General features: G+C 70.3%; 25 protein-coding genes. 13 read left to right on the top strand and 12 right to left on the bottom strand.

From position 1 onward, the window contains the following. Window positions 1–130 precede the first annotated feature (130 nt). Entirely contained in the window at window positions 131–409 is a 279-nt protein-coding gene (gene rpsT, locus IEY70_RS00125) for a 30S ribosomal protein S20 (protein ID WP_189062962.1), read from the top strand. Window positions 410–587: 178 nt separating this feature from the next. Here the strand turns inward: rpsT and IEY70_RS00120 are convergent, their stop codons facing one another. Both IEY70_RS00120 and glmM read right to left on the bottom strand, forming a co-directional pair. Then, complete coding sequence (locus IEY70_RS00120) at window positions 588–1,097, bottom strand: hypothetical protein (protein WP_189062961.1); 510 nt, start codon at window positions 1,095–1,097, stop codon at window positions 588–590. A gap of 150 nt (window positions 1,098–1,247) precedes the next feature. Further along, window positions 1,248–2,591, bottom strand: a complete 1,344-nt coding sequence (gene glmM, locus IEY70_RS00115) for a phosphoglucosamine mutase (protein ID WP_189062960.1) — start codon at window positions 2,589–2,591, stop codon at window positions 1,248–1,250. A 144-nt stretch (window positions 2,592–2,735) separates the two neighbouring features. On the opposite strand from glmM, the gene IEY70_RS00110 reads away from it, so the two are divergent. After that, complete coding sequence (locus tag IEY70_RS00110; RefSeq protein ID WP_088247910.1) at window positions 2,736–2,975, top strand: hypothetical protein; 240 nt, start codon at window positions 2,736–2,738, stop codon at window positions 2,973–2,975. Then, window positions 2,975–4,012 carry a phosphotransferase family protein gene (locus IEY70_RS00105; RefSeq protein WP_189062959.1) on the top strand — a complete coding sequence of 346 codons (1,038 nt, stop codon included), beginning with the start codon at window positions 2,975–2,977 and terminating at the stop codon, window positions 4,010–4,012. Before IEY70_RS00110 ends, IEY70_RS00105 begins: the two co-directional genes overlap by 1 nt. Here the strand turns inward: IEY70_RS00105 and IEY70_RS00100 are convergent. After that, window positions 3,981–5,132: a DNA glycosylase AlkZ-like family protein gene (locus tag IEY70_RS00100; protein ID WP_229777504.1), complete on the bottom strand. Its 1,152-nt coding sequence runs from the start codon at window positions 5,130–5,132 to the stop codon at window positions 3,981–3,983. The genes IEY70_RS00105 and IEY70_RS00100 overlap by 32 nt on opposite strands. 235 nt (window positions 5,133–5,367) lie before the next feature. Next, entirely contained in the window at window positions 5,368–6,303 is a 936-nt protein-coding gene (locus IEY70_RS00095; RefSeq protein WP_189062958.1) for a ferritin-like domain-containing protein, read from the bottom strand. Window positions 6,304–6,573: 270 nt separating this feature from the next. On the opposite strand from IEY70_RS00095, the gene IEY70_RS00090 reads away from it, so the two are divergent. The 6 genes from IEY70_RS00090 (at window position 6,574) to IEY70_RS00065 (ending at window position 10,350) form a co-directional block, all read left to right on the top strand. Then, window positions 6,574–6,924 (top strand): histidine triad nucleotide-binding protein, encoded by a 351-nt coding sequence (locus IEY70_RS00090; protein ID WP_055362727.1) that lies wholly within the window; start codon window positions 6,574–6,576, stop codon window positions 6,922–6,924. Then, window positions 6,921–7,637, top strand: a complete 717-nt coding sequence (locus IEY70_RS00085; protein ID WP_229777503.1) for an HAD family hydrolase — start codon at window positions 6,921–6,923, stop codon at window positions 7,635–7,637. The genes IEY70_RS00090 and IEY70_RS00085 overlap by 4 nt, the downstream gene beginning before the upstream one ends. Before the next feature lie 83 nt (window positions 7,638–7,720). Next, window positions 7,721–8,923 carry a calcium/proton exchanger gene (cax, locus tag IEY70_RS00080; protein ID WP_189062957.1) on the top strand — a complete coding sequence of 401 codons (1,203 nt, stop codon included), beginning with the start codon at window positions 7,721–7,723 and terminating at the stop codon, window positions 8,921–8,923. Window positions 8,924–9,026: 103 nt separating this feature from the next. After that, on the top strand, window positions 9,027–9,332 hold the full coding sequence (locus IEY70_RS00075) for a PadR family transcriptional regulator (RefSeq protein WP_189062956.1): 306 nt from the start codon (window positions 9,027–9,029) through the stop codon (window positions 9,330–9,332). Then, window positions 9,329–9,886, top strand: a complete 558-nt coding sequence (locus IEY70_RS00070) for a hypothetical protein (RefSeq protein ID WP_189062955.1) — start codon at window positions 9,329–9,331, stop codon at window positions 9,884–9,886. Before IEY70_RS00075 ends, IEY70_RS00070 begins: the two co-directional genes overlap by 4 nt. Window positions 9,887–10,038: 152 nt before the next feature. Further along, window positions 10,039–10,350 (top strand): hypothetical protein, encoded by a 312-nt coding sequence (locus IEY70_RS00065; RefSeq protein WP_189062954.1) that lies wholly within the window; start codon window positions 10,039–10,041, stop codon window positions 10,348–10,350. Window positions 10,351–10,404: 54 nt separating this feature from the next. On the opposite strand, the gene sdaAA is transcribed toward IEY70_RS00065, so the two are convergent. After that, the gene (sdaAA, locus tag IEY70_RS00060) at window positions 10,405–11,298 is read right to left on the bottom strand and encodes an L-serine ammonia-lyase, iron-sulfur-dependent, subunit alpha (RefSeq protein WP_189062953.1); all 894 of its coding nucleotides are present in this window, start codon (window positions 11,296–11,298) and stop codon (window positions 10,405–10,407) included. Window positions 11,299–11,427: 129 nt separating this feature from the next. On the opposite strand from sdaAA, the gene IEY70_RS00055 reads away from it, so the two are divergent. Next, a complete protein-coding gene (locus IEY70_RS00055; protein WP_189062952.1) occupies window positions 11,428–12,060 on the top strand; it encodes a histidine phosphatase family protein in 633 nt (210 codons plus the stop codon). Between the two features lie 92 nt (window positions 12,061–12,152). Here IEY70_RS00055 and hutH read toward each other — a convergent pair whose 3' ends face one another. The 6 genes from hutH to hutU are packed head-to-tail and all read right to left on the bottom strand — an operon-like array spanning window position 12,153 to window position 18,949. Beyond that, window positions 12,153–13,655, bottom strand: a complete 1,503-nt coding sequence (gene hutH, locus IEY70_RS00050) for a histidine ammonia-lyase (protein WP_189062951.1) — start codon at window positions 13,653–13,655, stop codon at window positions 12,153–12,155. A gap of 54 nt (window positions 13,656–13,709) precedes the next feature. Beyond that, on the bottom strand, window positions 13,710–14,909 hold the full coding sequence (gene hutI / locus IEY70_RS00045) for an imidazolonepropionase (protein WP_189062950.1): 1,200 nt from the start codon (window positions 14,907–14,909) through the stop codon (window positions 13,710–13,712). Beyond that, a complete protein-coding gene (locus IEY70_RS00040; RefSeq protein WP_189062949.1) occupies window positions 14,906–15,733 on the bottom strand; it encodes a hypothetical protein in 828 nt (275 codons plus the stop codon). Before IEY70_RS00040 ends, hutI begins: the two co-directional genes overlap by 4 nt. Further along, window positions 15,730–16,656, bottom strand: a complete 927-nt coding sequence (locus IEY70_RS00035; RefSeq protein ID WP_189062948.1) for an arginase family protein — start codon at window positions 16,654–16,656, stop codon at window positions 15,730–15,732. Before IEY70_RS00035 ends, IEY70_RS00040 begins: the two co-directional genes overlap by 4 nt. Next, the gene (locus IEY70_RS00030) at window positions 16,653–17,267 is read right to left on the bottom strand and encodes a hypothetical protein (protein WP_189062947.1); all 615 of its coding nucleotides are present in this window, start codon (window positions 17,265–17,267) and stop codon (window positions 16,653–16,655) included. Before IEY70_RS00030 ends, IEY70_RS00035 begins: the two co-directional genes overlap by 4 nt. Beyond that, a complete protein-coding gene (gene hutU / locus IEY70_RS00025; protein WP_189062946.1) occupies window positions 17,264–18,949 on the bottom strand; it encodes a urocanate hydratase in 1,686 nt (561 codons plus the stop codon). The genes IEY70_RS00030 and hutU overlap by 4 nt, the downstream gene beginning before the upstream one ends. Before the next feature lie 226 nt (window positions 18,950–19,175). On the opposite strand from hutU, the gene IEY70_RS00020 reads away from it, so the two are divergent. The 3 genes from IEY70_RS00020 to IEY70_RS00010 are packed head-to-tail and all read left to right on the top strand — an operon-like array spanning window position 19,176 to window position 21,852. Further along, window positions 19,176–19,808 (top strand): TetR/AcrR family transcriptional regulator, encoded by a 633-nt coding sequence (locus tag IEY70_RS00020; RefSeq protein WP_189062945.1) that lies wholly within the window; start codon window positions 19,176–19,178, stop codon window positions 19,806–19,808. Beyond that, a complete protein-coding gene (locus IEY70_RS00015; RefSeq protein WP_189062944.1) occupies window positions 19,805–21,055 on the top strand; it encodes a glycosyltransferase in 1,251 nt (416 codons plus the stop codon). The genes IEY70_RS00020 and IEY70_RS00015 overlap by 4 nt, the downstream gene beginning before the upstream one ends. A 50-nt stretch (window positions 21,056–21,105) precedes the next feature. Then, window positions 21,106–21,852, top strand: a complete 747-nt coding sequence (locus IEY70_RS00010) for an IclR family transcriptional regulator (protein WP_189062943.1) — start codon at window positions 21,106–21,108, stop codon at window positions 21,850–21,852. On the opposite strand, the gene IEY70_RS00005 is transcribed toward IEY70_RS00010, so the two are convergent. After that, a complete protein-coding gene (locus IEY70_RS00005) occupies window positions 21,821–24,346 on the bottom strand; it encodes an EAL domain-containing protein (RefSeq protein ID WP_189062942.1) in 2,526 nt (841 codons plus the stop codon). The genes IEY70_RS00010 and IEY70_RS00005 overlap by 32 nt on opposite strands. Between the last annotated feature and the right edge of the window lie 211 nt (window positions 24,347–24,557).

Genomic DNA, 24,557 nt, shown 5'->3' with positions numbered 1-24,557 from the left:
CCGGACCAGCCGCCCAGCGTGGCGTGCAGGTCCGGCGCGCCGGTAAGCACCGCGTCCGGACGCTCGCGTTCCCCAGCGTGGGAACCGCCCCGCACCGCCAGACCGGCGGCGGGAGAAAAGGAGAAATCACATGGCCCTTCGTCACAAGTCCGCCCAGAAACGCCACCGCCAGAGCCTCAAGCGCCGCATGACCAACCGCAGCCGCAAGAGCACCATCAAGACCTTCACCAAGAAGGCCGTGGTGGCTGCCCAGACCGGCGCCGAGGACATCGCCACGCTGCAGGCCCGCGCCGAGAGCCTGATCGACAAGGCCGCCAAGGGCAGCACCCTGCACAAGAACGCCGCGGCCCGCAAGAAGAGCCGCCTCGCCAAGGCCATCAACAAGGCCAAGGCCGCGCAGCAGGGCTGAGCCCACAGGCACACGAAACCCCGTCCCACCCCAGCGGTGAGGCGGGGTTTCGTGTTGCCTGTCGCAGCGGGACGGCGAAAAAGGCAGCGACTCCCGAGGGTGGGAGTCGCCGACCAAGTGACACTCTTCTGGCTGACTTCTGGCTGAGGCGACCTGCTTGCCGAGCTGACCTGACCGCTTACTTGACGGTGGCGCGGATGGCGCAGGTGCCCTGCTGCCCGGCATTCAGGCGGGCGATGTTCCAGCGGACAGCGGTGTACTCGCTGGGTTTGACCTCGACCTTCTTCTGCACGGTCTTGCCGTTCTCGGTGACGGTCACGGTCTTCATGAGGGGCGCGGCGGCGAAGGTCTTGCCGTCGGTGCTGTACTGCGTGGTGACGCCGCCGACCGTGCAGGACGCCTGCTGGAAGGTGGTGGCCGGGTCGACTTTCATGTTCAGGACGATGCCGCTCAGGGCGCCCTTACTGACGTTCTTGAAGGTCTGCGTGAGGGACAGCACGCTGCCCGGAATGACCTGGGTCTTGCTGGCGTCGGTCAGGACCTCGACTTTCTTGCCGTCGCGGGTTTCCTGCGTGACGACCAGGGTCGCGGCCGTCAGGGTCAGGGGGCTGGGGGTGGTGGCGGCGGCACCGGCGAGCGTGCCGAGGGCAGCGGCGCCGAGCAGGGCGGTACGGATCAGGGTGGGCATGGTGGAACCTCCGGAAGAGAAGTGCGGGGTGGGGGGCGACGTCCGGTCAGGGGCCGCACGTGCCTTCCATGATTACTGCGGGCGTTCATGAGCTGCGTGGGTGCGGCGGGGGATGCACACCCCCCGCCGGTCACGTGCTGCACGTCAGATTCAGGTCAGTGCGGGGTGGGCGGCGCCGCGCGTTTCGACCACGCCGGCCAGCACGCGCGCGATCTCGTGGATCTCCGCGGCGTCCTGACCCTCGACCATCACGCGGATCAGGTTCTCGGTGCCGCTGGGGCGCAGGTTCACGCGGCCCTTCCCGGCCAGGCGGGTTTCCGCTTCGGCCAGGGCGGCCTGCACGGCCTCGTCCACGGCGATGGCTTTCTTGTCGGCCACGCGCACGTTCACCAGGGTCTGCGGGTACATGACGAGGTCGTCGTGCAGGGCGTCCAGGGTGGTGTTCGTGGCGCGCATGCTGCCCAGCGTGAGCAGCGCCGTCAGCACGCCGTCCCCGGTGGGTGATACGTCCAGGAACAGGATGTGCCCGCTCTGCTCGCCGCCCAGTTGCAGGTGCTGGTCGTGCAGGCGTTCGTGCACGTAGCGGTCCCCGACGGCAGTGCGTTCCAGGGGAATGCCCGCCTCGTTCAGTTTCACCTCGAGGGCCATGTTCGCCATGATGGTCGTCACGACCGCCTTCTCGCCGCGCGCGCGGGCGTTCAGGAGCAGCATGTGGTCGCCGTGCACGACGTTCCCGCGGCTGTCCACGAACAGGGCGCGGTCGGCGTCACCGTCGAAGGCGACGCCCAGGTCGTACTTCCCTTCGCGCACGATGCGTTGCAGGTGGTCCAGGTGCGTGCTGCCGCACTCGCGGTTGATGTTGCGGCCGTCCGGGGTGGTGTACACGGCGAACACGTCCGCGCCCGCCGCCTGGAACACCTTGGGGCCCACGCGGTACGCCGCGCCGTTCGCGCAGTCCATGGCGATCCGCAGGCCGCTCAGGTCCGGGGCGTGCTCCCGCAGGTAATTCACGTACAGCCGCTCGGCCTCGGTGTAGTTGGTGACGCTGCCCAGCGCCACGCCGGTCACGGGCGGCAGACTGTCCACGCGGTCGATGGCGGCCTCGATCTGCAGTTCGGTGGCGTCCCGGAGTTTCTGGCCGTCCGCGCCGAAGAACTTGATGCCGTTGTCCTCGTAGGGGTTGTGTGAGGCGCTGATGACCACGCCCGCGTCGGCCTTCAGGTAGCGGGTCAGGTAGCTGACGCCGGGGGTGGGCAGAACGCCCACGTGAATGACGTTCACGCCCCGGCTGGTCAGTCCGGCGGCCAGCGCCGCTTCCAGCATGTCGCCGCTCTGGCGGGTGTCCTTACCGATCACGACGCTGGCCCGCTCGTTCTGGCCCCGCAGGACCTCACCGGCCGCCGCGCCGAGCGCCATGACCCAGGCGGCCGTCAGGGGAAACGCCCCCGCCACGGCGCGCACGCCGTCCGTTCCGAAGTACTTCCGTTCACTCATGATGGCCCATCATACGCGTGGGAGTGCCGTGAGTACCTGACTCATGACTGACCAGCGGGCACCGTCTTCCTGTACCGGGTTCAGTCCTTCTTGCACCGGGTTCAGTCCCGGCAACCCGGCGGGGCGCAGCCGCGTACCGGAGGCATGAGTGGATTCTCTGGCGGATCGTTTTCGTTCAGTCGCAGCGGACGCGGGGGCGGTCTGGGTGGCCTGCTCGGCGGGCGCCACAGCCGCAGCAGTTTCAGCGGGGGCCGCGCCCATTACGGACGGCGCGGGCACTACCGGCAGCGGCGCGGCGGGTGCCTGGGTTGCCTGGGCATGGTCGCGCTGGTCACCGTCACCGTGGCGGGCGGCGCGGCAGGCCTGCTGACGCTGCTGGGCTGATGCGCGCAGGGCCGGCCGCCGCGCTGGCCGACACCCTGAGCGCACTGCGCGGCGACGGGCCGGTGATCCTGCACGCCCGCCGCTGGCCGCACGACCTGCACGCCCTGTTTCCGGGTGTGGGCCGCCCGCTGGAACGCTGGGTGGGTGAGGGCGCGGCCTTCGCGCGCTTCGACGCAGGCGGGGAGCCGCTGTTCCTGAAGTTCATCCCAGTCGGCTGGCGGGACCGCCGCGCCTGGGAACGCCTGACGCGCGAGGCGGCGTACCTGCGGGACCTCGCGCCGCTGTCGCCGGTGCCGCACGCCCCGTTCCGGCACGCGGCGCACTCGGAACGCACGTTGCACGCGCACCTGCTGACCCGCGACCTGACCGAGGAGACCACCGGCTGGGGGGTATTTGCGGACGACGCGGCGCGCGGCGCGGCCATGCTGGAGATCGCGCGGCTGCTGGCGCGGCACCACGCGTTCTGGGCGGGTCCGGGGCAGGCGGCGTTACGCGGCCCCTGGGCATGGCAGCCCGAGCGGGTGCTGGAGCGCGCCGCCCGGATGCACGCCCAGCTAATGGCAGGCGGTCTGAGCGGCCCGACTGGACGGCCCGCGCCGCTGCCGGAGCCGGTGGTGCGGGCGGCACGCGAGGCGGCCGGGCAATTGCCCTCGCTGCTGGCGGCAGCTCCCGTGACGACCCTGGTGCACGGCGACATTCACGCCGGGCAGGTGCTGTGGCGCGGGCCGCAGCCGGTCCTGATCGATTACGGGCAGGTGCATCCCAGCGTGCCGGGCGAGGACCTCGCGCATCTGCTGGCGCTGCGTCTGGACGCCGCCGACCGCGCCCGACTGGGACCGGACCTGCGCAGCACGTACCGGGATGAACTGGCGCGCGGCGGCCTGTCCCTGACAGATACGGAACTGACGGCGCAGGAGCGGGCGGGACTGGCCCTGAACCTGCTGTCGGTGGTGCGGCAGGCCGCGCGCACGCCGGAGCGGGGCACGGCCGGGGCGGCGCTGAAGGTCACGGCCGCGTGGGAGGAGCTGGCTGGCTAGAGGCCGTACGGGCCGCGTCGCCCAGACCCTCCAGCCCCAGGAAGGCCCGCCAGCGGTCGAGTTCGCGGTCCAGGGCGCGGGTGAACGGCCCGGTCTGCCGCACGCCGGGCGCGAGGCCCAGGTCGGTGATCAGTTCGCCGCCCTGCACGCTCAGGTTCGCCCAGCCGACGGCCCGCCCGGCGTGCAGGACCGGCAGGGCGTAGTACCCGAACTGGCGTTTCGGGGCGGGCGTGTACGCCTCGAAACGGTACGTCCAGCCGTGCAGGTGCGCGAAGCGGCGGCGGTCCCAGACCAGCGGATCGAAGGGATTCACGATCCGCACGCCGCGCGGCGCGGGAGCCTGCGCGGGGTCCTGTTCGGGCAGCCACACGTACTTCAGGCCGTCCACGCGCGCCGAGCGCAGGTCCTCCCGCACCGCCTGCCGGAACGCGGCGCGCAGTTGGGGCAGCAGGTGCGGAAAGCCGTAGTGCGACAGGCCGATCAGGTACCCCAGGCTCGCCTCGGGCAGCGGGCCGTACAGCCGCGCGAGCAGATGCACCGCGCCGCGCAGCCGCTCGGGTTCCGGCAGCGGCGACTCGCGCAGCGCCCGCAGGTGCGGGGCCGGACCGTACAACCGCACGCCCCCCACGCGCCGCGTGACGCGCAACTCACCCCGGCGGTGCAGCACGTCCAGCGCGCGGGTCGTGGCACTCGACTGCCCACCCCAGGCGTTCACGGTGCGGCCCTGTCCCAGCAGCGCCGCCACCTCGCGCGGGTGCACCTCCTCGCGGCCCTGCACGGCGGCGCGCACCTCGGGCAGCAGCTCGGGGTGCGCGGCCTCCAGACGGGTGGGCGGCACCTCACGCGGATGCAGCAGCGCCTGCACCGCCCGCGGCATGAAGCCGTAGTTGGGCAGCATGTCCTCCTCGGCGTCCAGGACCGGGTACAACCGCTCCAGGTCCCCGGCGCGGTAAGCGGACACGCGGGCCATCAGGGTCAGGTCCTGCGCACGGGCAGGCGCGCGGATCGGGTCGGCCTGCAAGAAACCCATGGCGTTCAGGGCGGCCTGCACGCCGGACTGCGGCGCCAGCGTGCGTATCGCCGCCGCGCGCAGGGCCGCCAGGGTGGGATCGGGAGTCACACAGCCAGGGTAACGTGCCAGACAACGCAGGAAAGGGAGGTGGACCAAGTGGCCCAGCCTCCCTCTCCCGGCTAACTCTTATGCGGATTCCGTCTGTTTCGTTGACAGATCGGAACACCACCGATCTGCCAACTCCACGCCCGGAACCCGTTTTGCTCCTACTCTGCGGGGCAGCTCTACGAGTCGCATCCGCTCGGATTGAACGACTTTGTAAGCCATTCAATCGGAGTCCGCCTTACTTGATGCTGCCGTTCAGGCCGTTGGGGTAGAAGCCGCCCTTGCTGGCGTTGGGGGCCAGGTAGACGATGTTCAGCACTTCGCGGGTGCTGCGGCCGTACGCCACGCCGTTCTTGTCGGCAGGCGCGACGATCATGTTGCCGGCGTTGTCGGTCAGGCCCTGGTCTTTCATGCCGCCGACCGAGCCACGCAGGTTGCTGATGGCCTGCACGACCTGACCGACGTACAGTCCGGCGGCGGCGCTCACCTGACGCTGCTGGAACAGCATGGAGCGGATGGCGCCGCCGTGGTACGCCTCGACGGCCAGGATGCCGGCGGCGGCCTGCAGGTACGCGGGGTTGGTGATCAGGGTCGCGGCGCCGTTGTAGGCGGTGACGCCCACGTCCTCGAAGATGAACGCGCCGTGCAGGAAGAACAGGTCGTTGGCGTACGGGTTGAAGCCGTCGATCTTCCCGCCGGACGCGGCCTTCCCGGCGGCGCGGAACGCTCCGTTCAGGTCGATGACGGGGCGGGGGGCGGCGGCCTTGCCGAGCGCGCCGTGCAGGAATTTCACGTGTGAGAGTTCGTCCTCGGCGATGTCGCGGGCCAGGGCCTCGACGTTGCTGTCCTTGAACTGCATGCCGCGGCTCTGGACCAGTCCGGCGGGCAGGCGGATCTCGGCGTTCCCGCCGATCCGGCGCAGTTCGTCCACGCGGCCCACGGCGGCGAGGTAGAAGGCGGCTTCCAGGTACTCGAGGTTCAGGGCGAAGTTCAGGACGGCCCCGTCGATGTCCTTGGCGGGCGCGGCGGCGGCGGTTCCGGCGGTCGCGGCGAGGCTCATGGCGGCGGCGCCCATGCCGATCTTGCCGAGGAAGCCCATGGCGGCGCGGCGGTTCATGGTGTCGGCGTTGCTGGCGGCGGCGATGATCTGTTCGGTGCTGGTGCGGTTATCCATGATGGGTGCTCCTGTATGGGGCGCAGTGAGCCTCCTGGACATCACGGGTGTGAGGTCCGGCGGGGCGCTGCGAGAGAGGGATGAGGGGTGGGCGGAACCGGGCGCTGGCCCTGTAGGGGGAACAGCGCTCGCGGCTCCTTCCTGACAACCGGGTATATGCCGGGGTGCCGGAATCGGATCACGCGCCCGGCCCAACATGAACGCGCCCTAAAGAACGCGGGCTGATCCGGGTGGCCGGACCACGCGGGCGGGGCGGCTAGAGTGGGGCGCATGACAGCCTCTCCCACCCTGTTCGAGCGGATCATTGCCCGCGAGATTCCCAGCCAGATCGTGTTCGAGGACGAGCACTACATCGCCATCCGCGACATTGCGCCCAAGGCGCCCATTCACCTGCTGGTCATCCCGAAGAAGGTCTCGGCGCGGGTGGACGAGATCACGGACGCCGCCGAGATGGGCGAGTTGTGGCTGACCGCCACACGGGTCGCGCGGCAGCACGCGCAGGACTACCGGCTGGTCGTGAACTGCGGCCCCGGCGGCGGGCAGATGGTGTTCCACACGCACGTGCACATCCTGGCCGGGTGGGAGAACGGCCCGGACAACGACACGGGCCTGGGCCAGTGACCGCCCCCACGCACAGCCCGACCCTGGCCGGAACCTTCGACGCGGTCCTGTTCGACCTGGACGGCGTGCTGGTGGACAGCGAGGCGCTGGCGGCGGACGTGTGGGTCCGCACGCTGGCCGAGCACGGCCTGCCGCTGGCCCTGAACGACTTCGCGCACCTGGCGGTCGGGCAGACATTCCCGAACGTGCTGGTCCGCCTGAGCGACCTGCACGGCTGGACGCCCACAGACGCGTTCCTGCCCACCCTGGAAACCCGGTTCAACGCGGCCTTCGATTCCCTGGACGCCATCGAGGGCGCGCGCGACACCCTGCGCGGCCTGCAAGACCGGGGCGTGCCGTTCGCGGTGGGCAGCAACAGCGAACGCGGGCGGCTGCACATGAAACTCGCGTCGGCCGGACTGGCGGAACTGGTGGGCGCGCACGCCTACGACCCATCGTGGGTGGGCGGGCGCGGCAAGCCCGAACCGGACCTGTACGCCTTCGCGGCGGCGCAGCTCGGCGTGGACATCACGCGCTGCGTGGTCGTCGAGGACAGCGTTCCCGGCGCCACAGCGGGCGTGCGGGCCGGGGCGACCGTGATCGGCCTGCTCGCCACCGGGCACGCCCACCCGGACGACACCGCGCACCTGCTGGCCGCCGGAGTCAACCGCGTGGTGACCTCGCACGCGCAGTTGCAACAGGTCCTGGGGCTCCCGGTCGCCGCTGCCACCTGACCCGCGCACCTGACCCGCGCACCTGAACTTTCGCTCTGCATGCAGGCCACGCTTCATGAGAATGCCGGGCCTACACTGCCGGCATGTGGATGAACCTCCTGCTCGCCTTCATTCCGGTCAGCCTGCTGCTGGAATACGTTCTGCACGCGCCTCCGCTGTGGGTCTTTCTCACGTCCGTCATTGCGATCATTCCGCTGGCGGACCTGCTGCGGCAGGCGACCGAGCAGGTCGCGGCGCGCGCCGGGCAGACCATCGGCGGCCTGCTGAACGTGACGTTCGGGAACCTCGCGGAGCTGATCATCGCCATCTTCGTGCTGCTGGCCGGGAACATCACGGTCGTGAAGGCGCAGATCACGGGCAGCATCATCGGGAACGCGCTGCTGGGCCTGGGTCTGGCCATCCTGATCGGCAGTTTCGGGCGGACCACGCAGAAGTTCAGCCGCTCGAACGCCGGGCAGCTGAACTCCATGCTGTTTCTGGTGGTGATCGCCCTGCTGATCCCGGCACTGTTCGACTACACCGAGCGCCTCCCGGACTTCCTGGCGGGCAGCGACACGGCCCGCGCGAACCTCGACGAGTACCTGAGCCTGGGCGTGGCCGTCGTGCTGATCGCCGTGTACGCCCTGAACCTCGTGTACACGCTGGTCACGCACAAGGACGCCTTCGCCATGGAGCAAGAGGAAGGCGGGCACGGGCACGGTGAGCACGGGCAGGGTGACCTGTGGCCGGTGTGGCGGGCCGCCGCGACCATGATCGGCGCGACCGCCCTGATCGCCCTGGAATCCGAGATGCTGTCCGGCGCGCTGGAAGCCACGAGCAGCACGCTGGGCCTCAGCCCGTTCTTCCTGGGGATCATCGTGCTGGCTGTCGTGGGGAACTTCGCGGAGTACATCGCCGGGAGTTACTTTGCGCGCAAGGGGCAGATCGGGCTGGCCATCAACATCGCGGTCGGCGCGACCATTCAGGTGGCGCTGTTCACGGCGCCCGTGCTGGTGATCATCTCGTACCTGATCGGCAAACCCATGAACCTCGTGTTCTCCAGTCCGCTGGAACTGGTCGCCATCGTGGCGGTCGCGCTCATCGTCACGACCGTCACCAAGGACGGCGAGGCCACGTGGTTCGAGGGTGTGCTGCTGATCGCCGTGTACCTGCTGCTGGGCCTGTCGTTCTACTTCGTCACGCCGCGCGTGCAGGGTGAGGGGGCCAGTCTGCCCGTGCCTGCCGGGGTCATCGAGGCAGGTGGGCAGGCGTACACGCACACGCCAGGAATGCCCGCCGCCGCCTGAGCCTGGGTGCCGGGAACCGCTGCCCCATCCAGTACGGGGCAGCGGTTTTTTGCCTGCCGCATGTCCGCTTGACGGGAAACTCTACATATGTTGTTAATAGGTCATGCCCCGCTCCCCCAACTCCAGCCCCCATACCAGAGCCGTCCTGCACGCCCTCCAGCAGACCTACCCCGCGCACACCTACGGCTACGACCTGTCCAAGAGCACCAGCCTGAAAAGCGGGACCCTCTACCCCATCCTCCAGCGCCTGCACGAACAGGGCCACCTGGACGCCCAGTGGGAACAGTCCCCGCACCCCGGCAAACCCCCCCGCCACATCTACCGCCTGACCCACAGCGGCCTCGGGCTGGCCCGCGAACGCCACGAACCCACCCCCACCGCACCACGCACCAAGGGAGCCCTGACATGACCCACGAAGAATGGAACACCGGCATCCAGAACGAAGCGGACAGCGTCACCGACCCGCAGTGGACCCACGACATCCACGCGTACCTGCGCCACCAGACCCTGGCCCGCACCACGCTGACCGCGCTGCTCGCTACCACGGGCACCGTGACCGCCACCGCCGCCCTGACCCTGACCACCCAGTGGAGCGTCATGACCCGCGAGGCCGCCCGCAACGGCGTGGACAGCCTGACCTTCCTGAAATGGAACCTGCTGGGCAACCCCCAGCCCGTTACCACCATCACTAGCAGCCACGACCCGCAACTGCCGATCCTGGGCCTCCTCCTGACCGTCTTCATGCTCGCAGCCGTCGCCACTCGCCTGCGCGTCCCCCACTGGATCACGCTGCTCTGCGCCGCGCTGGGCACCATCACCATCTCCAGCCTCGGCAACCTGATCCTCAGTGACTTCGCCGGCTTCCCCGCCTACCCTCTGAGCGTCGCACTGGGCGTCGCCGCCCTCGGCATCGTCCTCGGCCTCCCCTTCCGCCGCCAGAAGCTCCCCCAGAGCCTCGCGTGACCCCCGACGAGTGGAGGTCCGCCATGCACAATGAGGCAGACAGCGTGAACGACAGGGAGTGGGCGAGGGGGACCAGACTGGCGGCGAGACGGTTCGGGTGGTGCGCTGCGGGTCTGGCAGCGGCAGTGTTCACACTGCTGGGGGCCGCACACGTGCTCTTCAATCAGTTCTGCTGGAGGCTCGACACGGCAGAGCTGTGGCCGGGCATCATGATCCTGACCAGCGTGGTGGGCGCACTGCTGAGCCTGCGCCGCGTGGGACCACTGGAGGCCGGAGCGGGCGCGCTGGCGTTCCTGCCGGGCGCGTGGCTGACCGTGGTGGCGTTACAGGCGGTGCTGGGCGACGCGGCCCCGCGTGATCCGGGGGTGGCCGATCAGGGGGCAGCGGTGCTGGCCGTCATCGCGGCGTGCGCGGCGGGGAGTGTGCAGCACTGGGCCACTTCGCGTCGCTCGCCCATCACCTGAACCCGCAACGACGCCGGGCCGACCCGCGTTTCAGGTCGGCCCGCTTCTGTTCGCCTACGCCAGCGGCAGTTCGATCATGCCCCCCGGCCCCTCACCGTCCTTCTTGCCTTCCATGCGGGCGGTGACGGCCAGCCCGGTGGGCGTCTGGGCGAGGCCACCGTCGGCGGTTTCGCGCAGCGCGGCGGGCATCATGCGGCCCACGCTGGCCATGGCGCCCAGAACCTCGTCGGGTGGGATGAAGGATTCCAGTTGCGCCAGGGCAAGCTGGGCGGCGCTGACGGCGTGCACGGCGTAGAAGGCGTTGCGGCTGACGCAGGGGACTTCCACGTACCCGCCGACCGGGTCGCACACGAGGCCGATGGTGTTCATCAGGGCCATGCTGGCGGCGTGCACGGCGGCGCGGGGCGTGCCGCCCATCAGTTCGACGATGGCGGCGGCAGCCATGGCAGCGCTGCTGCCGATCTCGGCCTGACAGCCGCCCGCCGCGCCGCTGATGAACATGCGCTTGGAAATGGCCTTGCCGATCCCGGCGGCGAGGATCATGGGATTCACCAGTTGCTCGTCGGGAATGCCGAGGTGGTCGGCCACACCGATCAGCGCGCCAGGAATCGTTCCGGCACTGCCTGCGGTGGGCGCGGCGACGATGCGGCCCATGCGGGCGTTCTCCTCGTTCACGGCCATCGCGTACGCCTGCACGCGCTTCAGGACGGGCGCGCCCAGCACGTCCGGGGCGTCCCAGAGGCCCTTGGCGTTCCAGCCGACCATTCCGGTGATACTCTTCGCGTCACTGCTCAGGCCGCGCTGGATGCTGTCGCGCATCTCGCGGATGCGGCGCAGCATCTCGGCGCGGATGTCGTCTGGGTGCAGGCCAGTCTCGGCGCAGTCCTGCGCGAGAATCCATTCGGAGGCGGGGGCGGGGGCGTTCAGGATGTCGTCGAGGGTGGTCATGGGTTCCTTCGGTCAGGCGTGAGGAGCGGAGGCGGCTGGAAGTGGACCCCATCCTAAGGCCGGACCTGTCTAGCCGAATCAGCCCCGCATGAGGTCGTCCGTGCCGCCCGGACAATGTACGGTGCACCCGTGAAGCTCCTGCTGATCCGCCACGCGCAGTCCGAGAACAACGTCATCGAGGACCGCCCGGACTACGCGCAGGCGCGGCAACCCGACCCGCCCCTGACCGCCCACGGACACCACAGCGTCCGGCAGTTCGCGCAGAACGCCGACCTGCACGGCACAACGTGTCTGTACACCAGCCTGATGCTCCGCGCCGTGCAGACCGCCGCCCCCATCGCTGCCCGCCTGAACCTCCCCGCGCATGGCATCGAACAGGCCTACGAGTACGGCGGCCTGACCACCGGCCCCGCCGGAGGCTTCACGCCCGTCACGGGCGGCGACCACGCCAGCCTCCGCGCGCACTGCCCCACGCTGATCTGGCCCGCGCACCTGACCGGGCAACCCTGGGACGGCGGCGCCGAGGCGTGGGAGGAACCCCTCTTCCACGCCCGCGCTGTGCACGTCCTGACCGACCTCCGCGCCCGGCACCCCGGCCCGGACCGGGTGGCGCTGATCACGCACCACGACTTCGCCGGAGCCCTGATCCGCGCGGCGCTCGGCTGGCCCATCACGGACACGCCACCGACCTTCCACCTCGCGCACCTCGGCACCGCCCAACTCGACCTGCCCGCAGACGGCCGCGTGGGCGAACTGGAGTGACTGAACAGAGGGTCTACAGGTCGAAGAGTCTAAGTGTCCAAGCCAGATGCACGTCGACCCTCAGACTCTTCGACGCTCCGACCTGTAGACCCTCAAACTTCCCGTGCCACGCGGAGCAGTTCACCGCTGCGGACCATCTCCACGATCCTCAGGAGGTCGGGACGGTAGTAGCGGTCGCGGGTCATGTTGGGGATGTGCGCGCGGATGTGCTCCCACGCGGACTGCGCGCCCCGTCCGGCGTGGAGGGTCTGGAAGTCGAGGGCCTGCGCGGCGCACAGCAGTTCGATCCCGATGACGTTCTGGACGTTCTCCAGGATGGCCCGCAGCTGCCGCGCGCCGTGTGCGCCCATGCTGACGTGGTCTTCCTGGTTGGCACTGGTGGGGATGGTGTCCACGCTGGCGGGGTGCGCGAGGACCTTGTTCTCGCTGACGAGCGCTGCGGCCGTGTACTGCGCGATCATGAAGCCGCTGTTCAGGCCGCCCTGCGGTGTCAGGAAGCCCGGCAGGCCCGACAGTGAGGGGTTCAGGAGCTGCTCGCAGCGGCGCTCGCTGATGCTGCCGAGTTCCGCCACGGCGACCTTGAGCGCGTCGATGGTCACGGCGAGCGGCTGCCCGTGGAAGTTCCCGCCGCTGACGACGTCGCCGGTGTCGGGGAAGATCAGGGGGTTGTCCGTCACGGACGCGAACTCGACCGCCAGCACCCGCTCGGCGTGCGCCAGGGCGTCCAGGCTGGCGCCGTGCACCTGTGGCGCGGCGCGCAGCGAGTACGCGTCCTGCACCTTCCCGTCCCCGACCAGATGCGACGGGGCAATCTGCGAGTCCCGCAGGAAGAACCGCAGTTCCTCGGCCACCGCGACCGCGCCGGGGTGGGGGCGCAGGCCCACCACGTCCGGCTGGAAGGGCCGGTGCGAGCCGTACATCGCCTCGACCGTCATGGCCGCCGCGAGGTTCGCCGTGCCCAGCAGGGTGCGGGCGTCCGCGACCGCCAGCGCCAGCAGGCTGCCCATCAGCTGCGTGCCGTTGATGAGCGCCAGCCCCTCCTTCGCCTGCAACGTCAGCGGGGTCAGGCCCAGCTCGGCCAGCACGTCCGCACTGGCGCGTACCTCGCCCAGGTACTCGATCTCACCGTGCCCGATCAGCGCCAGCGCCAGGTGCGCCAGCGGCGCCAGATCCCCCGACGCGCCCACGCTCCCCTGCGCCGGAATGACCGGGTGCGCCCCCGCATTCAGCAGGGCCAGCAGCAACTCCACCACCTCGGGCCGCACCCCCGAATGCCCCAGCGCCAGCGACTGCGCCCGCAACAGCAGCATGCCGCGCACCACCTCGCCCGGCAGGTTCTCCCCCACCCCGATCGCATGCGACAGGATCAGGTTCAGCTGCAACTCCTCCAGCCCCTCACGCGGCACCTGCACCGACGCGAACTTCCCGAAACCCGTGTTCACGCCGTACACCGCCGCCTGCCCGTCCACGATCCGCTCGATCACCGCCCGCGCCCGCAGGACGCGCCCACGCGCCGCCTCGGACAGCTGAACGGGCTCGCCGCCACGCACGACAGACAGAAAATCAGACAGGGACAGGTGTTGATCGAGAATCACAGAGGGCTCCTTCGGAGGGTTGATGGGTGATGGTGGATGGGTGATGGAAACGACTCAGAGCCGCGTGCCGCCGACGAACACGTTCCGGATGGGGTTCGCGCCGAGGGTGTAGGGCAGGTCGCGCCAGTCGGGGCTGTGCAGGGCAAGGAAGTCGGCGCGCTGGCCGGGCGCGAGAGCTCCCCGGTCGCTCAGGCCCAGGGCGGCGGCGGCGTTCACGGTGCTGGAGGTCAGCGCCTCGGCGGGCGTGAGGCGGCACAGACGCACTGCCAGCGCCAGCGCGAGTTGCGTGCTGAACACGGGGGACGAGCCGGGGTTCAGGTCGGTGCCCACGGCGACCGCCGCGCCCGCGTCGATCAGGGCGCGGCCCGGCGCGGCAGGCAGACCCAGGTGCAGGGTCACGCCGGGCAGGATGGTCGCCACGGTGTTCGACGCGGCCAGCGCGGCGATCTGTGCGGGGCCGCTCGCTTCCAGGTGATCCACGCTCAGGGCACCCAGTTCGCACGCGAGTTCCGTGCCGCCGATGGCGTGGAACTGATCGGCGTGCAGCTTCGTCTGAAGGCCATGTGTTTTCGCAGCCTGAAGGATCGCGCGGGTTTCGTCCACCGTGAACGCCTCGCGCTCGGTGAAGACGTCCACCGCCGTCGCCATCCCGTCGCGCGCAACAGTAGGGATGAGGTCGTGGCAGACAGCCTGCACGTACTCCGCGCGGCCCTCGGTGGGCGGCACGTGAATCAGCAGGGTCGGCACGAGCTGAAATTCCGCCTGGAGGGCGCGGATAGCCTGGAGCATCCGCAGTTCGGCGTCGAAGTCCATTCCGTACCCGCTCTTGACCTCCACCGTCGTCGCGCCGGATGAACGCAGCGCCTCCAGTCGGGGCCGGGCGAGGGCCACGAGTTCGTCTACACTGGCCGCCCCTGTCGCCCGCATGGAGGAGCGGATGCCGCCGCCGCGCGCCAGAATCTCCTCGTACGGGACGCCCTGCACGCGAGCCTCGAAGTCCGCGAGGCGATCCCCGGCCCACACGGCGTGTGTGTGCGGGTCGGTCAGGCCGGGCACGACGGCCACACCGCCCAGGTCATGCTCCTGCGCGGTGCCGGGAGCCTCGGCGCGTGGGCCGACCCAGCGGATCACGCCGCCCGACACCAGTATTGCCGCATCGGGAATCACGGTCAGGTCGCGCATGGCCGCGCCGCGCTGCACACCAGGGGCAGGCGTCACGAGCTGGCTGATGTTCGTGAACAGGGTTTGGGTCACCACACGTATTCCTTCTCACTGCCTGGATGCTCGAAGTACCCGCAGCAGGGATCACGTGGGGAGTTGGAGAGGGGCGCGATCATCCACGAGTCCCCACCCTCGCGCGGGTGGACCTTGCGTGAGTGGGTTCGGGCGTGTTTCGCGCAGAACTTGGCGTACCCGTCGTCCCAGCATTCGCCCATGATGCACAGTTTGGTGGCGGCCTCGCCGCACTCGCGGCATACCCAGTCGGGGCGGGCATTGCGGGCCAGGAGCCGCACGGTCCTGCCTTCCGGCCAGGGCAGGGTCAGTTCCGCCTCGACCTTCAGCACGCAGCGGGTGGTGGTGCCCATGTCGTACTCGTACCGCAGGTCCGGCACGCCGTCCATGGCCTCCCGGACGGTCACGGTCAGGGGTTTCTGAAGGGGCGCATTGGCCCTCACCTGCACGTTCATCTTCAGCCACTCTTCATCGGTCATGTCCGGGAAATACGCATCCCGCAACTCGAATTCATCCTCTTCCTCTTCCGGGTCTGCGAGGTACAGGACGGACCGTTCGTTCTTCTGACGGAACTCGAACAGGCTCAGGTGCCCGCAGCATTCCATCCAGACTTCCCGCAGGAAGGCGTCCACGTCTTCGAGGGTGGTGTCGTCGCGCACGGCGACGTGCAGCACGAACGGCGCGGCGGTGACCGACAGCCAGAGGCTCGGTCGCATGGCGGCGGTGTCGGGGGCCGTGAGTGTCGCCAGTTCCTTCTTCAGCTGGCGTTTGAGCTGGTTGCGCGGGTGCGCTGCTCCGGTCAGGCGCGATTCGACGGGTGGCAGTACGGTACGGGGTCTGGTCATGACCTGAAGATTCCAGATTCCTGCGCCCCGCACAGCGTCTCCATGATCAGTCGCGCCGTCAGGAGTTCGCTGCGGCTGGTGGGGTCGAGGTTCGGGGCGAGTTCCACCACGTCCAGGCCCACGATGGTGTTGTGCCGGGCGGCTTCCGCCAGGATGCTCATGCCCTGCGCGTAGGTCAGGCCGTCCGGTTCGGGGCTGCTCGTGCCGGGAATGACGCTGGGGTCGAAGCCGTCCACGTCCACGCTGAGGTACACGTTCTTCCCGCGCGGCAGCCGCTCCAGCACGCGCGTCAGGTCGCCCATCACGTCCGTCATGGGGATCAGGGCGTGCCCACGGGCTCGGGCGGCTGCCACTGCTTCCGGGTCGAAACGCAGGCCGCGCAGGCCGACCGTCGTGATGTGCACGAGGTTGGGCAGGTCCTCGCACGCGCGGCGGAAGGGGCTGCTGTTGCTGTAGCGGGTGTCGTTCCGCGTGTGCGTGAAGTCCAGGTGCGCGTCCAGCTGCACCACGTGCAGGTCGGGCACGCCCGCAAACGCCCGCAGGATCGGGTACGTGACGCTGTGATCGCCGCCCAGGAACACGGGCACGCTGCACCGATCCCGCACGAGTTCCGCCGCCTCCGTGATCCGCTGCCGCGCCAGTTCCGGCTCCAGGCTGGGCAGCACCACGTCCCCCGCGTCCGCGAAGGTCACGCCCGCCAGCCTCGTCACGCCGTCCAGTCCCGTGAAGGGCGGCACGCTCCGCAGGCTGGCCTCCCGCAGGGCACGGGGAGCGAAGCGTGCGCCGGGGCGGAATCCCAGTGCGATGTCGAAGGGAATGCCCAGCACCGCCACGTCCGCCGTCCAGTCCCCCTCGGGCTGAACCATCGGCGCGCGGGCGAAGGTGGCAATCCCGCCGTAGGGCAGGTGGGTGGGCTGGGTCATCGGCAGAACCTCCGGTTGGTCGGAACACCCGTGATGGTGTACTCACCGAGGGGGCGGAGCGACGGAACGTGGAACCGCTGCACGATCAGTCCCACCGTGTTCCCGGCGGGAAGGGTCGCGACGCATACCACGCCCGGTTTCACGTCCAGCGCCTCCATGCCCGGTAGGACGCGGGTCCGCAGGCCGCCGCTGGTGTTCCACAGGCGCAGGGTATTGTTGCCGCGTCCCAGCAGGTACTGCCCGTCGGGCATCCAGGTCACGTCGAACACGTCACCGTTCTTGAGCGGCAGAACACGTCCGTCCGGTTTCACGAGATGGACGGTGATGGGGTCGTGTTTGGGGTTGTTGGAGGACTGCCGGAACAGCAGCGCGTGAAACCGGCCGTCCAGGCTGGGCTGGCGTTGATCGAGTTTCCATTCCATCCACCCGCCGTCCGGGTGAGGGTCAGGGGCCGGGGCGCTGACGGAGACTACCCGGCCGCCGATCAGTGTCACCGGGTAGGCGGGAGGGGTGGGGGGCGTGTCGGTCTGCGCGTGGGCCAGCACGCCGAGGGTCAGGGTCGTGGCAATGGCTTGCCGGAGCAGGCCTGAGCGGGGGGCAGGAGTGTTCATTCCCTGGACTGTATGCCGAGGCTGGGGAGGTCGAGGCCGCGTTCGCGGGCGACGTTCAGGGCGTGGTCGTAGCCAGCGTCGGCGTGGCGGATGACGCCCATGCCGGGGTCGTTGGTCAGGGCGCGGGACAGTTTCTGCGCGGCCTGCTCGGTGCCGTCGGCGACGATGACGAGGCCGCTGTGCTGCGAAAAGCCCAGGCCGACGCCGCCGCCGTGGTGGAAGCTCATCCAGCTGGCCCCACTGGCGATGCCGAGGCCGAAGTTCAGGAGGGGCCAGTCGCTGACGGCGTCGCTGCCGTCGAGCATGGCTTCCGTTTCGCGGTAGGGGCTGGCGACACTTCCGGCGTCGAGGTGGTCGCGGCCGATGACGATGGGGGCTTTCAGGCGGCCGTCGGCGACCATCTCGTTGAAGAGTTTCGCGGCCTGGTCGCGTTCCCGGTACCCGAGCCAGCAGATGCGGGCGGGGAGGCCCTGGAAGGCGATCTGGTCGGCGGCGTACGTCAGCCAGGATTGCAGGCGTTCGTCGTTGGGGAAGAGGTCCAGCAGCGCGCGGTCGGTGGCGCGGATGTCCTCGGGGTCGCCGGACAGGGCCACCCAGCGGAAGGGGCCGCGCCCCTCGCAGAAGGAGTCGCGGATGAACGCGGGCACGAAACCGGGGTAGTCGAAGGCGTTCTCCACGCCCGCTTCCTGCGCGCGGTGGCGGAGGTTGTTGCCGTAGTCGAACGCGACCGCGCCGCGTTTCTGGAGTTCGAGGATCGCGCGGACGTGCGCGGCCATCGCCTCGTAGGCGCGGCGTTTGTACTCTTCGGGGTGGTCGGCGCGCAGGCGGCTGGCGTCCTCGTCGGCGCTGACCGGCGGGAGGTAGCCCCACATCGGGTCGTGTGCGCTCGTCTGATCGGTGATGAGGTCCGGGGTCCAGTTCATCGTCACGAGCTGCGGGACGAGGTTAGCGGCGTTGCCCTGCACGCCGATGGACCGGGCGACCCCCTCGGCCTTGTACTTCTCAGCTCGGGTGATGGCGTCCTCCAGGCTGGTGGCGACCTCGTCGAGGTAGCGGGTGTCGAGGCGTTTCTGGATGCGCGTGGGGTCGATCTCGATGTTGATGCTGACGCCCCCGGCGAGTTTCACGGCCAGCGGTTGCGCGCCGCCCATGCCGCCCAGCCCGGCGGTGACGGTGATGGTTCCCGTCAGGCTGCCGCCGAAGTGCTTACGGGCCGCTCCGGCGAAGGTCTCGTAGGTGCCCTGGAGGATGCCCTGCGTGCCGATGTAGATCCAGCTGCCGGCGGTCATCTGGCCGTACATCATCAGGCCCGCCTGATCGAGCCGGTCGAAGGTCTCCCAGTTCGCCCAGTGCGGCACGAGGTTGCTGTTGGCGAGCAGCACGCGCGGCGCCCACTCGTGGGTGCGCAGGACCGCGACGGGCTTGCCGGACTGGATCAGCAACGTCTCGTCGTCCTCCAGCCGGTCGAGCGTCTCCACGATCCGATGGAAGGCCTCCCAGTTGCGCGCCGCCTTGCCGCGCCCGCCGTACACGACCAGGGTGTCGGGGTGCTCGGCGACCTCCGGGTCGAGGTTGTTCATCAGCATGCGCTTGGCCGCCTCCTGCACCCACCCTTTGGCGGTCTTCTGGGGGCCGCATGGGGCGCGGATGACGGGGGCGGGTTCGGTGGTGGGCTGGGTCATGGGAAGTCCTCCGAGGGGCGGTGGGGGCTGTGAGCTGTGAGGCGTGCAGGGGCAGTCGCCTCCGCTCCGGCAGATTTCCTCAGAGCCCGTAGCTCAGAATTCGTAGCCCGTGTCTGTGCCGCCATCTTCCATCTGCCTTCTGCCATCCGCAATCGAGTTTTCCGGCCTGACCGGAAAGTGATCCTCCCCTCTTGCCGCCGAGGGGCGCATACGACATCATGAATGAGTGAGCACTCATTCAGATAGGAATGAACGGACGAAGCGGACCTCGCCCCGTCCGGCGGACGATCCCCAGCGGCGGGCGATCATCCTCGGCGCGGCGCAGGTCTGCTTCGCGCAGGACGGCTTCCACCGCACGACCATGCGCGCCGTCGCGCGGCAGGCGGGACTGGCCGAGGGCACCCTCTACCACCACTTCCGGGGCAAGGATGACCTGCTGCTGGGCCTGTTCGGCGCCCTGGGGGAGCAGGCGCGCGCGTCGCTCGATCCGGCGGCGCTGGCGGCCCTGAACCTGCGGGATTTCCTGCGGGCGTTCCTGGCCGCGCCCCTGGCGGCGCTGGCGCAGGACGAGGCGGGGCTGCTGCGCGTGATCCTGTCCGAGGGCCTGATCCGCCGCGACCTGGGCCGCGCGTTCGCCGACGGTCTGACCGGGACGGCGGACCTGGGCGCGCAGGCACTCGCCGCGCGGCCCGAACTGCGCGGCGTGGACACCGGCGAGCTGCTGCGTACCGGCCTGACGCTGGTGCTGGGCCACAGCGTGCAGGGCGCGCTGTCGGGCGACCCTCTCCCCGACCCGCAGGTGACGGCGGCACGCGTGGCGGACGTGCTGCTGGCGCTGGTGGCGGCGGGACGCGCGTGAGGGTCACGCTGATCGCGCTGGGGTCGCGCGGGGACGTGCAGCCGTACGTGGCGCTGGGGCTGGGACTGCGCCGGGCGGGGCACGCGGTTCGCCTCGCCTCGCACGAGGCGTTCCGCACGCTCGTGACGGGTGCGGGGCTGGAGTTCGCCCCGATGCGCGGGGACGTGCAGGAGGTCGTAAACAGCCCCGAGATGCGCGCCGCGCTGGCGGGCGGGAACATGCTGGCGATCAACCGGGTGTCCGCGCGCGCCACGCAGCAGGGGGCGCTGCTGTGGGCCGAGGACGGCCTCGTGGCCGCGCGGGACGCCGATCTGCTCGTGGCGGGCATCGGCGGGATGAACGTCGCGCAGGCCCTCTCGGAGAAGCTGGGCATGCCGCTCGTGGAGGCGCACGTGGTGCCGTTCCATCCCACGCGGGCGTTTCCGGGCGCGATCTTCCCGCCGGCCACCGCGCGGCTGGGCGGCTGGGCGAACCTCCTGTCGCACGTCCTGACGCGGCAGGTGATGTGGCAGATGTTCCGCTCGGCGGATTCACGCGCGCGGCGCGAGGTGCTGGGCCTCTCCCCCGCCCCGCTGCTCGGCCCGCGCCCGCTGCGGCCCCTGCCGACCCTGCACGGCATCAGCCCGGCGGTCCTGCCCCGCCCCGCCGACTGGGACGCCGCGCAGCACCTGACCGGCTACTGGTTCCTCCCGCAGGAGGCCTGGACGCCGCCACCCGCGCTGGAGGCGTTCCTGGCCGCCGGGCCGCCGCCAGTGTCCATCGGCTTCGGGAGCATGACCACGCCGGACCCGCAGGCGACCACCCGCGCGGTCGTGGCGGCCCTGGAGCGCAGCGGGCAGCGGGCGGTCCTCCTGAGCGGCTGGGGTGGACTGAGCGCCGCCGACGTGCCGGACTCGGTGTTCGTGACGGACAGCGTCCCGCACGACTGGCTGTTCCCGCGCATGGCGGCGACCGTGCATCACGGTGGGGCGGGCACGACGGCGGCGGGCCTCGCGGCGGGCGTGCCGAACGTGATCGTGCCGTTCTTCGGGGATCAGCCGTTCTGGGGGGACCGCGTGCAGCGGCTGGGCGTGGGACCCGCCCCGGTGCCGCGCCGCGCCCTGAACGAGCGCACGCTGGCGGAGGCCCTGACGCGCGCCGTGACCGATCCCGGCATGAAGGAACGGGCGGCGACCCTGGGCGCCCGCATCCGCGCGGAGGACGGTGTGACGCGCGTGGCGGAGGTGATCTCGGGACTGAAGCTGTAGCTCCCCGCGATAACTTTCCGGTCCTGCCGGAATCGTGCCATCCTGCGCCCGTGGCCTCCTCCCCTTCCCTGCTGTCCGGCGCGGTGGATGTCCTGACGGCGTTCGACGCGGATCACGCCGAGTGGCGACTGTCGGACCTGTCGCGGCAGCTGGGCGTGCCGACGAGCACCCTGCACGAGCAGCTGACCGCGCTGTGCGAGACGGGCCTGCTGATGCGGGTGGGTCGGGGCCGGTACCGGCTGGGGTGGCGGCTGCTGAAACTCTCCAGTGCGCTGTACGGCAGCCTGCCGTGGTACGGCCCGGCGCACGCGGCAATGGAGCGGGTGGCGCGGGCCACGCACCGTCTGGCGTTCCTGTGCGTGCTGGACGCCGGGTCCGGGCGGGTGTTGTGCATTGCGCGCAGCGTGCAGGGCCGGGACGGGCCGCCGGTGGCGGGCGAACTGGATTTCGAGCTGCCGGCGCACGCGACTGCCAGCGGGAAGCTGCTGCTGGCGCTGGCGGGGCGGGCCCTGCCGGGGCGGGCGGCGGTGTTCATGCCGGGAACCGTCGCGGACGCGGGCACCTGGGACGCGCAGGCCGCCGCGATCCGCGCGCAGGGGTACGCGGTCACGGCGGACGAGTGGGCGGCCGGAACGGCCGGGCTGGCCGTGCCGGTGCGCGGGGCGGACGGCGCGGTGCTGGCGGCGCTGGGGGTCAGTCTGCCCACGGCCGGGTTGCGTCAGCGGGACCCGGCGCTGCGTTCACTGCGGGACGCGGCCGACGGGGTCAGCTGGGAGTTGGGCTGGCGTCCGGGGTAACCGGCCCTGGACTGGCCTGCCCTGGACTGGCCTGCCCTGGACTGGCCTGCTCTGGGCTGGTCTGCCCTGGACTGGTCTGGTCGCTGCCGTGCACGAGGGCGCCTGCCTGCTCGCCGGGCAGCGGGCGGGCCAGCAGGAATCCCTGCGCGTGGTCGCAGCCCAGGCCGGTCAGGACCTGCCGCTGCTCCTCGGTTTCGATGCCCTCGACGGTCACGGTCATGTCGAGCGTCTGCGCCAGCTGAATCATGGCGGTCATCAGGGCCGTGACCCGGGGGGCGCGTGGGCCGGTCAGGGCGTTCGTGAACGACCGGTCAATCTTCAACTGGTCGAACGGCAGCGCCTGCAGCATGCTCAGGCTGCTGTACCCGGTGCCGAAATCGTCGATGGCGATCTGCACGCCCAGCGCCTTGAGGTCCCGCACGTGCGTCTGCGCGCGTTCCAGGTCGTGCATGACCAGACTTTCCGTGACTTCCAGGATCAGGTGCCGGGCGTTCAGGCCGGTGTGTTCCAGCACGCTGCGGACGGTCTGCACGAAGTCCGGCAGTTCGAATTGCAGGGGGCTGACGTTCACGGACATGAACTGCCCGCGCCGTTCGAATTCCCACTGGACGGCCTGCGTGCACGCCTCGCGCAGCACCCATTCGCCGATGCTCAGGATGGCGCGGCTGTCCTCGGCCAGCGGAATGAACTGACCGGGCGGAATCTGACCGCGGGTGGGGTGCTCCCAGCGGACCAGCGCCTCGAAGCCCGCCAGTCTCAGGCCGCACAGGTCGTAGCGGCCCTGGTAGTGCAGGCGCATCTCGCCGCGTTCGCAGGCGCCGCGCAGATCCCGTTCCAGTTGCTGCCGGTCGCCGGGTTCGCCCATCCCGGCCTCGAAGTGCAGCACCTGGTTGCCGCCGCTGCGCTTGACGCGGTACATGGCGAGGTCGGCGTGCTGTTGCAGCGCCCCGGCGTCCGTGCCGTCGGTGGGGGCCACGGCGCACCCGACGGACGCCGTGATGTTCACGCGCTGCCCGCCCAGCGTGAACGGGCGGGCCAGGGCGTCCGCGAGTTTCTGCGCGACCAGCGTCACGTCGTCGCGGGCGGCCACGCGGCGCAGCAGGACCGTGAACTCGTCGCCGCCCATGCGACCCACGAGGTCGGTGCTGCGCACGGCCTCCCCGAGGCGGCGGGCCACCTGTTGCAGCAGGTTGTCCCCGGCGGGGTGCCCGAGCGTGTCGTTCACCTGCTTGAAGCGGTCCAGGTCGATGAAGATCAGCGCGGCGTGCTGCCCGGCTTCCAGGCTGGCCAGCGTGTCGTGCGTCACCTGATGAAAGTGCGCGCGGTTCGCCACGCCGGTCAGGGGGTCGTGCGTGGCGCGGTGCAGCAGCACCTGCTGCGTCTCCTGGAGGGCCTGGTTGGCCTGCGCGAGTTCCACGTTGCGTAACCGCTCGATTTCCGCTTCGCGGTTCAGGAGTTCCAGGCGGATCTCGGCGGTCAGGAGTTGCGAGCGGGCGTCGACCTCGCGGGCGTGCATCTGGCGTTCCAGGTCGAAGTGCTCGCGGGCGGTGCTCAGGGCCTGCGCGTGGCGGCCCTGCTGTTCGAACAGGTCGGTCAGGGTCTGGAGGGCCAGCGCCTCCTGGGGTCTGGTACCGGCCTCGCGGCTGATGCGAAGGCTCTCGAGCAGCAGCGGTTCGGCCTCCTGGAGGCGGTTCAGGCGCAGCAGGGCGTGCGCGGCCATGATGCCCTGGCGGCAGGTGGCCTCCTGGTCCTGCCGGGCGCGGACGGCGCGCAGGTCCTCAAGGGCCACGCGCAGCGCCTCCTCGGGCTGGTCCTGGCGGAGCAGGGCGCGGCTCACGCATTCCTGCACGGTGGACGTCCAGCGGGGCGGGCCGACCTCGCGGATCAGGGACAGGTGCGTCCCGGCAAGGGTCAGGACCTCGGCGCTGCGGTGCATCTGGTCGTGAATGGCGATCAGGTGCGTCATGGAGGACGCCCGCATGATCGGGGCGCTCAGCGCCTCTGCGATGTCCAGCGCCTGCTGGTGGAAGGCCAGGGCCTGCGTGACGTTCCCGGTGTCGTTGTACAGGCTGGCGAGGTTGTTCAGCGCCCGGAAGCTGCCCGTGCGGTCCCCGATGTCCTGCGTGATGCGCAGGCTGTGCAGGTACGCCTCGAGCGCGCGGTCGTACTGCCCGAGGCGGTCGTGGCCCAGGCCCAGGCCGTTCAGGGCGCGGGCCTCGGTCTGACGGTCGCCCAGTTCACGGGCCAGCGGCAGGCAGTGGCCGACCTGCACCAGCACTTCCGGCAGGTCCCCGGTGTACAGCGCGCACCCGGCCAGCAGCAGGTGCGCCTGCGCGCGCGCCGCCCGGTCGCCCTGCGCCTCGGCCTGGCGCAGGAGGGCCGTGATCTGGTCGTGCGAGCGTTCCGGGGTGTGGTACATCCCGGCTTCCAGCGCCTGCAACTGCTCCAGCAGCGGGGCGGTGGAATGGTGGGATGGTGGGCCTGGGTGCGTCAAGGGGGGAACCTCCTGCCAGCGTGAATGCTTCCTTCACACTAGGGGGCGCTTCACCACAGAAACGTCACACGCGCGCAACCTTCAGACCGGCCGGGCAGACGGGCCGGGGGCTGCGGGTCCGGCGCTAAGTACACTGCGTTTATCTTTTAAGTACAGCGCATTTAAGATTCAGATAAATCGAGTTCCGAGAATCTTGAGACCCGTCAGCAGA

This window comes from Deinococcus seoulensis (genome assembly GCF_014648115.1).
In the GTDB taxonomy this organism is placed as follows: Bacteria; Deinococcota; Deinococci; order Deinococcales; family Deinococcaceae; genus Deinococcus; species Deinococcus seoulensis.
The sequence above is the reverse complement of the archived record's forward strand: the minus strand, read 5'-3'. Positions and strand labels throughout refer to the sequence as shown.

Coding starts and splice junctions, on each gene's coding strand:
- cax (WP_189062957.1), top strand. CDS start 7,721: ATGTGGATGAACCTCCTGCTCGCCTTCATTCCGGTCAGCCTGCTGCTG.
- IEY70_RS00110 (WP_088247910.1), top strand. CDS start 2,736: ATGAGTGGATTCTCTGGCGGATCGTTTTCGTTCAGTCGCAGCGGACGC.
- IEY70_RS00120 (WP_189062961.1), bottom strand. CDS start 1,097: ATGCCCACCCTGATCCGTACCGCCCTGCTCGGCGCCGCTGCCCTCGGC.
- hutU (WP_189062946.1), bottom strand. CDS start 18,949: ATGACCCAGCCCACCACCGAACCCGCCCCCGTCATCCGCGCCCCATGC.
- glmM (WP_189062960.1), bottom strand. CDS start 2,591: ATGAGTGAACGGAAGTACTTCGGAACGGACGGCGTGCGCGCCGTGGCG.
- IEY70_RS00070 (WP_189062955.1), top strand. CDS start 9,329: ATGACCCACGAAGAATGGAACACCGGCATCCAGAACGAAGCGGACAGC.
- rpsT (WP_189062962.1), top strand. CDS start 131: ATGGCCCTTCGTCACAAGTCCGCCCAGAAACGCCACCGCCAGAGCCTC.
- IEY70_RS00095 (WP_189062958.1), bottom strand. CDS start 6,303: ATGGATAACCGCACCAGCACCGAACAGATCATCGCCGCCGCCAGCAAC.
- IEY70_RS00040 (WP_189062949.1), bottom strand. CDS start 15,733: ATGACCAGACCCCGTACCGTACTGCCACCCGTCGAATCGCGCCTGACC.
- sdaAA (WP_189062953.1), bottom strand. CDS start 11,298: ATGACCACCCTCGACGACATCCTGAACGCCCCCGCCCCCGCCTCCGAA.
- IEY70_RS00035 (WP_189062948.1), bottom strand. CDS start 16,656: ATGACCCAGCCCACCCACCTGCCCTACGGCGGGATTGCCACCTTCGCC.
- IEY70_RS00105 (WP_189062959.1), top strand. CDS start 2,975: ATGCGCGCAGGGCCGGCCGCCGCGCTGGCCGACACCCTGAGCGCACTG.
- IEY70_RS00075 (WP_189062956.1), top strand. CDS start 9,027: ATGCCCCGCTCCCCCAACTCCAGCCCCCATACCAGAGCCGTCCTGCAC.
- IEY70_RS00030 (WP_189062947.1), bottom strand. CDS start 17,267: ATGAACACTCCTGCCCCCCGCTCAGGCCTGCTCCGGCAAGCCATTGCC.
- IEY70_RS00090 (WP_055362727.1), top strand. CDS start 6,574: ATGACAGCCTCTCCCACCCTGTTCGAGCGGATCATTGCCCGCGAGATT.